At 68.3% G+C, this 12,297-nt stretch carries 12 protein-coding genes and 1 pseudogene; 11 read left to right on the forward strand and 2 right to left on the reverse strand.

All coding sequences use genetic code 11. The features are described 5' to 3' along the window. Positions 1–122 precede the first annotated feature (122 nt). The 10 genes and pseudogenes from dmpE to RA210_RS14370 all read left to right on the forward strand — a co-directional run bounded on the left by dmpE (position 123) and on the right by RA210_RS14370 (position 7,332). Positions 123–920, forward strand: a complete 798-nt coding sequence (gene dmpE / locus RA210_RS14325; protein ID WP_201486954.1) for a 2-oxopent-4-enoate hydratase — start codon at positions 123–125, stop codon at positions 918–920. Further along, positions 917–1,720 carry a 2-oxo-3-hexenedioate decarboxylase gene (gene dmpH, locus RA210_RS14330; RefSeq protein ID WP_201486955.1) on the forward strand — a complete coding sequence of 268 codons (804 nt, stop codon included), beginning with the start codon at positions 917–919 and terminating at the stop codon, positions 1,718–1,720. Before dmpE ends, dmpH begins: the two co-directional genes overlap by 4 nt. Positions 1,721–1,733: 13 nt before the next feature. Further along, positions 1,734–1,949 (forward strand): annotated as a pseudogene (locus tag RA210_RS14335) (tautomerase family protein); the annotation flags it as partial. After that, positions 1,946–2,860, forward strand: a complete 915-nt coding sequence (locus RA210_RS14340; protein ID WP_201486957.1) for an acetaldehyde dehydrogenase (acetylating) — start codon at positions 1,946–1,948, stop codon at positions 2,858–2,860. The pseudogene RA210_RS14335 and the gene RA210_RS14340, both read left to right, overlap by 4 nt. Beyond that, entirely contained in the window at positions 2,857–3,909 is a 1,053-nt protein-coding gene (gene dmpG / locus RA210_RS14345) for a 4-hydroxy-2-oxovalerate aldolase (RefSeq protein ID WP_328821110.1), read from the forward strand. The genes RA210_RS14340 and dmpG overlap by 4 nt, the downstream gene beginning before the upstream one ends. A 53-nt stretch (positions 3,910–3,962) precedes the next feature. Further along, positions 3,963–4,718 (forward strand): SDR family oxidoreductase, encoded by a 756-nt coding sequence (locus tag RA210_RS14350; RefSeq protein WP_201486959.1) that lies wholly within the window; start codon positions 3,963–3,965, stop codon positions 4,716–4,718. A 200-nt stretch (positions 4,719–4,918) separates the two neighbouring features. After that, complete coding sequence (locus tag RA210_RS14355) at positions 4,919–5,347, forward strand: tautomerase family protein (RefSeq protein ID WP_201486960.1); 429 nt, start codon at positions 4,919–4,921, stop codon at positions 5,345–5,347. After that, positions 5,344–5,700, forward strand: a complete 357-nt coding sequence (locus tag RA210_RS14360) for a 2Fe-2S iron-sulfur cluster binding domain-containing protein (RefSeq protein ID WP_201486961.1) — start codon at positions 5,344–5,346, stop codon at positions 5,698–5,700. The genes RA210_RS14355 and RA210_RS14360 overlap by 4 nt, the downstream gene beginning before the upstream one ends. Before the next feature lie 96 nt (positions 5,701–5,796). After that, positions 5,797–6,501 carry an NAD(P)H-dependent oxidoreductase gene (locus tag RA210_RS14365; protein ID WP_201486962.1) on the forward strand — a complete coding sequence of 235 codons (705 nt, stop codon included), beginning with the start codon at positions 5,797–5,799 and terminating at the stop codon, positions 6,499–6,501. 36 nt (positions 6,502–6,537) lie between these two features. Further along, positions 6,538–7,332, forward strand: coding sequence for an SDR family NAD(P)-dependent oxidoreductase (locus RA210_RS14370; protein WP_201486963.1), 795 nt, complete (start codon positions 6,538–6,540; stop codon positions 7,330–7,332). A gap of 86 nt (positions 7,333–7,418) precedes the next feature. Here RA210_RS14370 and RA210_RS14375 read toward each other — a convergent pair whose 3' ends face one another. Together RA210_RS14375 and RA210_RS14380 are read right to left on the reverse strand one after the other, a co-directional pair. After that, the gene (locus tag RA210_RS14375) at positions 7,419–10,511 is read right to left on the reverse strand and encodes an efflux RND transporter permease subunit (RefSeq protein WP_201486964.1); all 3,093 of its coding nucleotides are present in this window, start codon (positions 10,509–10,511) and stop codon (positions 7,419–7,421) included. Further along, positions 10,508–11,554, reverse strand: a complete 1,047-nt coding sequence (locus RA210_RS14380; protein WP_201486965.1) for an efflux RND transporter periplasmic adaptor subunit — start codon at positions 11,552–11,554, stop codon at positions 10,508–10,510. Before RA210_RS14380 ends, RA210_RS14375 begins: the two co-directional genes overlap by 4 nt. An 83-nt stretch (positions 11,555–11,637) precedes the next feature. Between RA210_RS14380 and RA210_RS14385 the strand changes: the two genes are divergently transcribed. Then, positions 11,638–12,252: a TetR/AcrR family transcriptional regulator gene (locus RA210_RS14385; protein ID WP_201486966.1), complete on the forward strand. Its 615-nt coding sequence runs from the start codon at positions 11,638–11,640 to the stop codon at positions 12,250–12,252. Positions 12,253–12,297 lie beyond the last annotated feature (45 nt).

The following is a 12,297-nucleotide window of genomic DNA, read 5'->3' on the forward strand; positions in this document are numbered from 1 at the left end:
GCCTGTAGGGGCGAATTCATTCGCCGAGAGATCGCGTTAAGGCGAATGAATTCGCCCCTACAGGAGCCGGCCCGGTGGTTGGAACGGACATTCGAATGCCTTCGCCCCTACGGGACACAGACATGGACAACAACAAGATCGAGCAATACGGCGACGAGCTGTACGAAGCCTTCGTCGCCCGCCGTGCGGTGCCGCCGCTGCTGAGTCGCGAGCCGGACATCACCATCGAGGACGCCTACCGCATCCAGCAGCGCTTCGTCGCGCGCCGCCTGCAGGCCGGCGAGACGGTGGTCGGCAAGAAGATCGGTGCCACCAGCAAGCCGGTGCAGGATTTTCTCGGCGTCTACCAGCCGGACTTCGGCATCCTCACCTCGGGCATGGTCTACCAGGAGGGCGACACCATCGACCTCGGCGGCCTGATCCAGCCCAAGGCCGAGGCGGAGCTGGCCTTCGTGCTCAAGCACGACCTCAAGGGGCCGGGCATCACCGCGATGGACGTGATTCGCGCCACCGACTACGTGCTGCCGTGCTTCGAGATCGTCGATTCGCGCATCACCAACTGGCAGATCAAGATCCAGGACACCGTGGCCGACAACGCCTCCTGCGGCGTGTACGTGCTGGGCAAGACCAAGGGCGACCCGCGCAAGCTGGACCTGACCCTGGCCGGCATGGTGCTGGAAAAGAACGGCGAGATCTTCTCCACCGGCGTCGGCGCCGCGGTACAGGGCTCGCCGGCGAACGCGGTGGCCTGGCTGGCCAACACCCTCGGCGAGCTGGGCATCCCCTTCAAGGCCGGCGAGGTGATCCTCTCCGGTTCGCAATCTTCGCTGGTGCCGGTAGTCGATGGCGACGAGCTGGTGTGCACGGTCGGCGGCCTCGGTAGCTGCCGGGTGAAGTTTTCCGGGAGGAGCGCAGCATGAGCAACAACATCACCCTGTCCCGCGAGGACATCGTGCGCCTGTGCGAGCGCGTCGAAGGGGCGCAGACCCGCGCCTACGCGATCCCCAAGCTGACCGACGAATTCCCGGACATGACCATCGCCGACGGCTACGCCGTGCAGAGCGAGCTGCGCCGCCGCTTCATCGCCAAGGGCCACAAGCTGGTCGGCTGGAAGGCCGGGCTGACCTCCAAGGCGAAGATGCAGCAGATGGGCGTCAGCGTGCCCTCAATCGGCTTCCTCACCGACCGCATGGCGCGCCCGGAAAGCTCGGCGATCTCCACCGGCGACCTGGTGCACCCGCGCGTCGAATGCGAAGTGGCCTTCGTCATGAAGGAAACCCTGCAGGGGCCGGGCTGCACCGCGGCCGACGTGCTGGCGGCCACCGACTACGTGCTGCCGGCAGTGGAAATCATCGATTCGCGCTTCTCCGGCTTCAAGTTCGACCTGGCCAGCGTGATCGCCGACAACGGCTCCTCGGCGCGCTTCGTCGGCGGCGGTCGTCCGCGCTACGTCGAGGACCTCGACCTGCGCACCCTCGGCGTGGTGATGGAGAAGAACGGCGAGATCGTCGGCATGGCCGCCAGCGCTGCGGTGCTCGGTCACCCGGCCGAGGCGGTGGCGATGCTGGTGAACATCCTCGCCGAACTGGGCGAGAACCTGCCGGCCGGCAGCTTCGTGATGAGCGGCGGGATCACCGAGGCCGTGCCGGTCAAGCCGGGCGACAGCGTGGTCGCGCGCTTCCAGGAGCTGGGCTCCGTGTCGATGCGCTTCATCGAATAACAACAATAGGAATACAGCCATGCCCATCATCGAAATGCACATGATCGAAGGCCGCACCGTCGAGCAGAAGCAGCGCGTCGCCGCTGCCGTTACCGCCGCGGTCGCCGACAGCCTGGATTGCAGCCCGGAAACCGTGCGCATCCTGATCACCGAACACCGCGAGTACGAGTTCTACGTCGCCGGCCTGAGCAAGCCGCAGCGCGCCGCGCTGCAGGAGCAGGGACAATGAAGAAGATCCGCTGTGCGCTGATCGGCTCGGGCAACATCGGCACCGACCTGATCTACAAGATCCAGCGCAGCGAAGTGCTGGAGCCGGTATGGATGGTCGGCATCGACCCCGAGTCCGAAGGCCTGGCGCGCGCCCGCGACATGGGTCTGAAGACCACCAGCGACGGCGTCGACGGCCTGCTGCCCCACGTGCTGGAGGACAACATCCAGATCGCCTTCGACGCCACCAGCGCCTACGTGCACGCCGAGAACAGCCGCAAGCTCAACGCGCTGGGCGTGCTGATGATCGACCTGACCCCGGCGGCCATCGGCCCGCTGTGCGTGCCGCCGGTGAACCTGCGCCAGCACGCCGAGAAGCTGGAGATGAACGTCAACATGATCTCCTGCGCCGGCCAGGCGACCATCCCGGTGGTCCACGCGGTGTCGCGCATCCAGAGCGTCGGCTACGCCGAGATCGTCGCCAGCCTGGCGTCCAAGTCGATCGGCCCGGGCACCCGCGCCAACCTCGACGAGTTCACCTACACCACCTCCAACGCCATCGAGAAGGTCGGCGGCGCACGCAAGGGCAAGGCCCTGGCGATCATCAACCCGGCCGAGCCGCCGATGATCATGCGCAACACCATCTCCTGCCTGACTGACGACGAGCCGGACCAGGAGCGCATCACCGCCTCGATCCTGGAGATGATCGGCGAGGTGCAGAAGTACGTGCCGGGCTACCGGCTGGTCAACGGCCCGCTGTTCGACGGCAACAAGGTGGCGGTGTTCATGGAAGTGGCCGGCCTCGGCGACTACCTGCCGACCTACGCCGGCAACCTCGACATCATGACCGCGGCGGCCACCCGTACCGCCGAGATGTTCGCCGAGGAGATCCTTGCCGGAAAGATCCAGCTGCCCACCCCGGAGGTTGCGTGATGAGCCAGTCCAACAGTCTCAAGGGCCGCAAGGTCATCCTGCACGACATGTGCCTGCGCGACGGCATGCACGCCAAGCGCGAGCAGATCAGCATCGAGCAGATGGTCAAGGTCGCCACGGCCCTCGACGATGCCGGCGTGCCCTACATCCAGGTTACCCACGGCGCGGGCCTGGGCGGCAACTCGCTGCAGCACGGCTTCGCCCCGCACAGCAACGAGGAGTACATCAGCGCGGTCGCTTCGCAGATGAAGCAGGCCAAGGTCTCGGTGCTGCTGATTCCGGGCCTGGGCACCATGAAGGAACTGCAGTCGGCCTACGATTGCGGCGCGCGCAGCGTGCACGTGGCCACCCACTGCACCGAGGCGGACACCTCGCCGCAGCACATCGCCTTCGCCCGCAAGCTGGGCATGGATACCAGCGGCTTCCTGATGATGGCCCACCTCAACGATGCCGAAGGCATCGCCAGGCAGGGCAAGCTGATGGAGTCCTACGGCGCGCAGACCGTGTATGTCACCGACTCGGCCGGCTACATGCTGCCCGAGGACGTCAAGGCGCGCATCGGCGCCCTGCGTGAAGTGCTCAACCCGGAAACCGAGATCGGCTTCCACGGCCACCACAACCTGGGCATGGGCATCGCCAACTCCATCGCCGCCATCGAAGCCGGCGCCAGCCGCATCGACGGCTCGGCAGCGGGCCTCGGCGCCGGCGCCGGCAACACCCCGCTGGAGGTGTTCGCCGCGGTGTGCGAGCGCATGGGTATCGAGACAGGCGTCGACCTGTTCAAGCTGATGGACGTGGCCGAGGACATCATCGTGCCGATGATGGAGCACGTGGTGCGCGTCGACCGCGAGTCGCTGACCCTCGGCTACGCCGGCGTCTACTCGACCTTCCTGCTGCACTCCAAGCGCGCCTCCGAGCGCTTCGGCGTGCCGGCGCGCGACATCCTGGTCGAGCTGGGCCGCAAGAAGATGATCGGCGGCCAGGAGGACATGATCCTCGACACCGCGATGACCATGGCCAAGGAACGCGGGCTGCTGAAGAGCGCCTGATGCCGACGCCGGACGGGGCAACCCGCCCGGCGTTGCTGTTTATGGAGGTGACCATGAGTGCTAACAAGGAACTGGCCGTGGTGGTGGGCGCCACCGGCGCCTTCGGCCAGGCGATAGTCGAGCGGCTGTGCGCCAGCGGTCTGGACGTGGTGGCGGTGGCGCGCAGCGCAGCGGCCATCGACGCGCTGGCCAGTGCTCATCCCGGCGTGATCGCCTGCGTGGCCGACATTGCCAGCGATGCGGCCATTGAACAGATCGCCGCCGCGGTCGACCGCCCGGTGCGCATGATCGTGCACGGGCCGGGCGTGGCGGTGGCCGGCGGCGTGCTGGATGCGCCAACCAGCGCACTGGTCGATGCGGTGAACATCAAGGTCGGCGGCCTGCTGCGCCTGGTGCGCGCGGTGGACGGCCGGCTGGTCAAGGGCTCGCGGTTGGTCGCCATCGGCGGCCACTACGGCTTCGAGCCGACCGCCTACGCGGCGGCGGCCGGGGTGGCCAACGCCGCGCTGGCCAACGCCAGCCGCCAGCTCAGTCTGGCCTATGGCCCGCGCGGCATCACCGCGCACCTGATCGCCCCCGGCCCGGCCGACACCGAGCGCCTGCACCGCGTCGCCGCCGACCGTGCCGCGCTGCGCGGCATCGACCCGCAGGCGGTACTGGCGGAGATGTGCGCCGAGTCGTCGCTCGGCGCGCTGACCACCCCGCAGCAGGTCGCCTGGGCGGTGTCCCTGCTGCTGGCGCCGGAAGCCGATGCGATGACCGGCTCGACCCTGATGCTGGATTCCGGGCGGCGTCGGGGGCTGCCGTAGGGTGCGCCATGCGCACCGAGGGTACGCGGAGGCTTGCGGTGTGTGCGGCGCGCCCTACGCTGGAGCTGGACCGCTTGCGCAAATAACAACAATGTAGGGTGCGCCATGCGCACCGATGGTATGCGTGGGCTTGCGGTGCGCGCGGCGCACCCTACGCGAGCCCCGACTGACCGCGCCAATAACAACAATGGAGATGCGCCATGCCTGTCGTGAACTTCCATCTGCTGGCGGGGCATAGCTCCGCGGAGCAGGACGAACGCCTGCTGGTCGAGGCTTCGCGCCTCTACAGCGAAGTGCTCAAGGCACCCATGGAGCGGGTGCGGGCGTTCATCACCACCTATCCCGCCAGCCAGTTCGCTGTCGCCGGTGCGCCGTGCAGCAGCAACGGCCTGCACGCACCGTTCTTCGAATTCATCGTCCTCGACGGCCGTGCGCTGGAGGATCGCCAGCGCCTGCACCGGGGTTTCACCGAGCTGCTGGTGGAGGTGCTCGGCGTGCGCCGCGAGCTGGTGCGCGGCCGCTGCCAGCGGGTGGCGCCGGAGGACTGGTCCATCGGCGGCGCGCCGGCCAGCGTGCTGCGCGCCGAGGAAGTGGCGGCACGCGCCGCAGCCGGGGAGGGCGTCGCATGAAACACGAGATCCATATCGAGGATACCGGCGAGCGCTACGCCTGCGACGAGCAGGAAACCGTGCTCAACGGTATGGCCAGGCTCGGCCGCAAGGGTATTCCGGTCGGCTGCCGCGGCGGCGGCTGCGGGGTGTGCAAGGTGCAGGTCACCAGCGGCGACTACCGCACCACCCGCACCATGAGCCGCGGGCATGTCAGCCTCGACGAGCAGGAGCACGGCACCGTGCTGGCCTGCTGCATCCAGGCGCAGAGCGACCTGAGCCTGAAAGTGGTGGGCAAGCTGCACAAGGCGGTGTGCAAGGGCTCGATGCCGCTGGCGCCGACCAAAGCGCCGGGAAATCACCTGACCCTGTAGGGGCGAATTCATTCGTCTTTTCGGGGTACTTTGGCGAATGAATTCGCCACCGCATGATTGCCCTCGGACCGATTCGCCAACAGGAGAGAAGCGCGCATGAAGGTACTGATCGTCCACGCCCACAACGAGCCGCGCTCGTTCAATAGCGCGCTGAAGGACTGCGCCGTCGAGCAGTTGAGCGCCGCCGGCCACGAGGTGCAGGTCTCCGACCTCCATGCGATGGACTGGAACCCGGTGGCCAGCGCCGCTGACTTCGGCTCGCGGGCCAACCCGGACTACCTGGTCTACGCCCTGGAGCAGCGCCACAACTACGAGGCCGGCACCCTGGCGCCGGACATCGCCGCCGAGATCGCCAAGGTGCAGTGGTGCGACCTGCTGATCCTCAACTTCCCGCTGTACTGGTTCTCCACGCCGGCGATCCTCAAGGGCTGGATCGACCGGGTGATGATTTCCGGGGTGTTCTACGGCGGCAAGCGCATCTACGACCGCGGCGGCATGTGCGGCAAGCGTGCCCTGGTGACGCTGACCCTCGGCGGGCGCGAACACATGTTCGGCGCCGGGGCCATCCACGGCGAGATCCATACCCTGCTGCGCCCGCTGCTGCAGGGCAGCCTGGCCTACTGCGGCTTCGCGGTGCTGCCGCCGTTCATCGGCTACCACGTGCCCTACGTCAGCACCGAGGCGCGGGGGCAGATCCTCGCCGACTACCGGCAGCACCTCGCTACACTCGACAACCTCGAAGCGCTGCGCTTCCCCAGCCTCGCCGACTATGACGAGCGGCTGCTGCCGCTGGCGCGCTGAAGCCGTTCACTCACCCACAATTACAGGAGTTCATTGATGATCATCGACCTTTCCGGCAAGACCGCCATCGTCACCGGCTCCACCGGCGGCATCGGTCTGGCCATCGCCAGGGGGCTGGCCGACGCCGGTGCGAGCGTGGTGGTCTGTGGCCGCGAGGCGGGCCGGGTCGACGCCGCCCTGGCCCGCCTGCGCGACACCCGCGCCGGCAAGCTGGCCCGTGGCGTGGTGGCCGATGTCGGCACCGCCGCCGGTTGCCAGGCGCTGATCGCCGCCGAGCCCGAGGCCGATATCCTGGTCAACAACCTCGGCGTCTACGGGGTCAAGGCGTTCAGCGACATCAGCGATGCCGACTGGGAGGAGATCTTCCAGATCAACGTGATGAGCGGCGTGCGTCTGTCGCGCCATTACGCCCGCGGCATGCAGGCACGCGGCTGGGGGCGGATCCAGTTCATCTCCAGCGAGTCGGCGCTGAACATCCCCACCGAGATGGTCCACTACGGCGTCAGCAAGGCGGCGCTGCAGGCGCTGTCCCGCGGTCTGGCCAAGTCGCTGGCCGGCACTGGGGTGACCGTCAACACCATCCTGCCCGGACCGACCCGCACCGAGGGGGTGACCACCTTCTTCACGCAGATGGCCAAGGAGCGCGGCGTATCCCTGGAGGAAATGGAGGCGCTGTTCCTCAAGGAGAACCGCCCCTCGACACTGATCCGTCGCTTCGCCAGCCCCGAGGAGGTGGCCAGCCTGTGCGTCTACGCCGCCTCGCCGCAGGCCAGCGCCACCACCGGCGCCGCGCTGCGGGTCGATGGCGGGATAGTCGAGAGCATCGCCTGATCAGGGGTGCTTACGAAGACCGAGTGGCCGCAGGCGGGGCTGTCCGGCCGGCTTGACCGGCGAAAGCGCCGGGCCTCAGCCTGTCATTAGGTCGACCGGCTGAGGCCGCTGGTGGCGCTGTGCCGGACCGGCTCCAGGCGGAACCACAGCGCATACAGCGCCGGCACGAACAGCAGGGTGATCGCCGTGCCGACCGCCACGCCACCGATCAGCACGTAGGCCAGTGGCCCCCAGAAGCTGTCCTGGGTGAGAGGGATGAAGGCCAGGGCGGCGGCCAGTGCGGTGAGCAGCACCGGTCGGGCGCGCTGCACCGCCGCTTCCACCACGCCCTCGAACGCCGGCATGCCGGCAGCGAAGTTGTCGGCCACCTGCTGGGTGAGGATCAGCGTGTTGCGCATCAGGATGCCGGCCAGGCCGGTCAGGCCGAGCAGGGCGACGAAGCCGAACGGCTGGTCGAACAGCAGCAGGGCGAGCACCGCGCCGATCAGCCCCAGCGGGGCGGTGGCCAGCACGATGAAGGTGCCGGAGAAGGAACGCATCTGCAGCATGATCAGGATCAGCATGAAGGCCACCATCGCCGGCTGCAGCTTCTGGATCGAGGCGTCCGCCTTGCCCGATTCCTCCACCGCGCCGGCGATGCCGATGCGGTAGCCCTCCGGCAGTTCACTGCGGACCTCGGCCAGCGCCCGCCACAGGGTGGCGGTGACGTCGTTGGGCTGGGCACCCTGCACGTCGCCCTGCACGGTCAGCACGGCTTCGCGGTTGTAGCGCTTGATCAGCGGGTCCTCGAAGCGCACCTCGACCCGGCCGAGCTGGTTGAACGGCAGCTTGCGGCCGTCACCGCCCAGCACTTCCAGGCTGGAGAGGCTGTCGGCGTCGAGCCTCCGGCCGTCGCTGCTGCCGCGGGCGATCACCTCGACGCTGCGGACATCCTGGCGCAGCTGGGTGACCGCCACGCCGTCGAGCTGGAACTGCAGCTGACGGGCCACCTCCTGCTGGGTCAGGCCGAGCAGGCGCAGGCGCTCCACGTCCATGACCAGGTGCAGTACCGGGGCGCGCTCGTCCCACTCCAGGTGCGGATCGACCACGTGCGGATCGGCCGCCATCACCGTGCGTACCCGGTGGGCGATGTCGCGCAGCACCAGCGGATCGGGACCGAACACCCGGAAGGCGACCGGCCAGATCACCGGTGGGCCGTAGAGCAGCTTGTAGACCCGCACCCGCGCCTCGGGGAACTCGCCCTGCGCGATGTGCCGTTGCAGGGTGGCCATGACCTTGTCGCGCGCCGCGGGATCCTGCGCCACGGCGATGAGCTTGGCGAAGGCAGGCGAGGGCGGTTCCGGGTTGGCGCCGAGGAAGAAGCGCGGCGCGCCGGCACCGACGTAGGCGGACAGGCTGCGCACCTCCGCCAGCGGGGAGAGGATCGCCTCGAGCTTTCGCACCGTGGCATCCGTGGCGCCGATGCTGCTGCCCTGCGGCAGGTACACGGCGACCAGAACCTCCGGGCGGTCCGAGCCGGGGAAGAACTGCTTCTCCACCAGCAGGGCCATGCCGGCCACCGACAGCACCAGCAGTGCCACGGTCGCGGCAACCACGCTCTTGCGCCAGGTCACGCACCAGCTGATCAGAACGCGCAGGCGCCGGTACAGCGGCGTGTCATAGAGTCCGCCGTGGCCGTGCTCGGTCCCGCTGGGGCGGGCCGGCAGCAGCTTCACGCCCAGGTAGGGGACGAACACTACCGCGACCAGCCAGGACACCAGCAGCGCGATGGCCAGCACCCAGAAGATGTTTCCGGCGTACTCGCCGACGCCCGAACGGGCAAAACCGATGGGGAAGAAGCCGGCCACCGTCACCAGGGTGCCGTACAGCATTGGCGCGGCGGTGACCGTCCAGGCATGTGCCGCGGCACGGACGCGGTCCCAGCCCTGTTCCATCTTCACCAGCATCATTTCCACGGCGATGATGGCGTCGTCGACCAGCAAGCCCAGGGCGATGATCAGGGCCCCCAGGGTCACGCGGTCGAGGTTGATGTCCATGAGCATCATCACCAGGAAGGTGAGGCCCAGGGTCAGCGGTACGGCGATGCCGACGATCAGGCCGGCGCGCAGGCCGATGGCCAGCACGCTGACCGCGACCACCACGGCCACCGCCACCAGGAACTTGATCTGGAACAGGCTGACCGCCTGGTCGATGGCCTCCGCCTGATTGGTCAGCGCCTCCAGCGACATTCCCAGCGGCAGTCGCTGGCGCTCGGCGTCGAGGAAGGCGGCCAGCCGCTCGCCCAGGCTCAGGCCGTTTTCGCCCTTGTTCATGATCACGCCGAGCAGCAGTGCATCCTGCCCGCGCGAGCGCACCAGGTAGCTGGGCGGGTCCTCATAGCCGCGGCGGATGTCGGCGATGTCGGCGAGCCTGATCACGCGGTCGCCGACCCTTACCGGCACGCCGGCCAGCTGTTCGGGGTCGGAGAGGTCTGCATCCAGGCGCAGGTGCAGGCGCGGCCCGTCGGTCTCCATGCGCCCGGCCGGCAGCAGGCGGTTGCTGGCGTCGATGGCGGCGAAGATCGCCTGCGGGTCGATGCCGAGGTTGCTCAGCCGGGCATTGTCGAATTCGACGTACAGGCGCTCGGTGCGCTCGCCCAGCAGCAAGGCCTTGTGCACACCGGGAACGCGTTGCAGGCGGTCGCGGATCGCCTCGGCATCGCGGGTCAGTTCGTGCATCGGCAGGCCCGGAGCAGTCAGGGCGATCAGGGTGAAATAGACGTCGCCGAAGTCGTCCTGGACGATGGGGCCGATCACCCCGCGTGGCAGGCTGGCCGCCTCGTCTTGCATGCGTTTGCGCACTTCGTAGATCAGCTTGGGGACCTGGTCCTGCGGGATGTAATCCTGGAACTCGACCTGCAGGGTGGCCTGACCGGGACGGATGGTGGTCTCGATCCGATAGAGGTTTTCCACTTCCTGGATGCGCTTCTCCAGGCGGTCGACCACCTGGGCCTGCATGTCCTCGGGTGTGGCGCCCGGCCACATGGCAGTGACCAGCATGGCCCGCACGGTGAAGGCAGGATCCTCGGCGCGGCCGAGACTGAGGAAGGCCTGGACGCCGGCCAGGGCTGCCAGGACCAGCAGGAACAGGGTCAGCGCGCGCTCACGCACGGCGAGCGCGGACAGGTTGGGGAAGCTCATCGGGCCAGCTCCCGCACTGCCATGTCTTCGCTGAGCAGGTGGGTACCGAGGGCGACCAGACGTTCGCCGACCGCCAGCGGGCCGCGGATCCGCGCGGTTTCGCCACTGACCTCCAGCACGCTGACCGCGACCGCCTTCACGCGGCCGTCGAGCAGACGCCAGACCTGGGCGCCCTGGCCGCGCTCGTCGATGGCACCGATGGGCACCGAGAAGGCGCCAGCGGCGGCATCCGCGGCGAAGCGGGTACGCAGCACCGCGCCGAGCTGTAGGCCCTGCGCACCTTCCAGCACCGTGTAGCGGGCGCGCAGGGTACGCCCCTGGGCATCGACGGCGCCGGCGGTTTCGCGCAGGTGCAGCGGCAGGAGCGTGCCGTCCGCGGCGACCAGTTCGCCGCTCGGCAGCGGGGTCACGCCTTCGGGAAAGAACACCTCGATTTCGCGTTCGCCGGCCTGGGCGAGCAGGGCGACCGGATCCCCGGCGGCGACCACCTGGCCGGCTTCACCGGTCACGTCGATCAGCACGCCTGCGGCCGGAGCCTGCAGGTGGCCGTAGTCGAGGGCATTGCGGGCCTGGGCCAACCTAGCCGAGGTTGCATCATGGCGGGTTCTGGCCTCATGGCGGGCGAGTTCGGCACGTTCCAGAGCCTGGACACTGACGAAGTTCTTCGTCTGCAGTTGGCGATGGCGGGCGAGGTCGGCTTCGGCAGTAGCCAGCGCCGCGCTGGCCGCCGCCTGGTCGGCCGCCGCGGCGCGGACCTGTTGCTCGAGGTCGCGGACGTCCAGCTCGAAAAGCGTCTGTCCGGCGCGTACCGCCTCGCCGGCGTCGCTCAGGCGCCGGGTGATGCGCCCGCTGACCTGGAACGCCAGCGGCGACTCGACTCGCGCACGCACCGTGCCGGACAAGCCGAGCGTGGTCGCGGTGTCGTCGCTTACCGCTACGGTCCTGACCGGCGGCGGGGCGGTCGTCGCTGGCGACTCCGGTACCTCCTTGCAGGCGGCGAGAAATGGCAGGCATAGAGCGAACAACAGCGACGAAACACGCATGACCGGTGGCTTCCCTGACTTACTGTACGGTAATGTACAGTAATGTTTTTGACACAGCCAACAGCCGGAGCGCGTTCCCAGCCATGTCAGCAAAAGCCGGACGTCCCGTCGATCAGCAGAAGGATCGCGACATTCTCGAAGCCGCGCGGGAACTGGCATTCGAGGGAGGACCGAAGGCCCTCACCATGGACCGGGTGGCCAGCCTCGCCGGCGTCTCCAAGGCGACGCTGTATGCCCGCTATGCCAATCGCTACGACCTGCTGCGGGCGGTGGTGAGCAGCGAGGCGTTCGCCATCAACCAGACCCTCGACCGTACTCCCGCGAATCGCGAGGAGCTGTGCAAGGATCTGGCGGGCTTGATCGAGGCGCTGTCCGCCTTCATCGCCAGCGAGCGGCACCAGCGCCTGATCCAGGCCTTGGGAACGATCCCACAGGATGCGCAAGACCTGGGCGAGGTGTACCGCAATGGTCCAGCCAACACCCAGCGCCTGCTTGCCGAGTATCTGGAGGCAGCGGCACACAGCGGGCTGATCGAATGTCCCGAGCCGCTGGCGAGTGCCGAAATGCTGCTGGGCATGGTGATGGGGCTTGACCTGCTGCGTGGTCAGTACCGGGTGCCGCTCGAGCGGGGCAGCGAGGAGGACTGCCGGCAGCATGCTCGCCGGGTGCTGGCGGCCTTCCTGGCGAGCCATGTCTGAAGACGCCGCAGGGGAGCAAGGAGTGGGCTGATCGTATCGAAGGCC

Source organism: Pseudomonas sp. OF001, assembly GCF_904426495.1.
GTDB lineage: Bacteria > Pseudomonadota > Gammaproteobacteria > Pseudomonadales > Pseudomonadaceae > Geopseudomonas.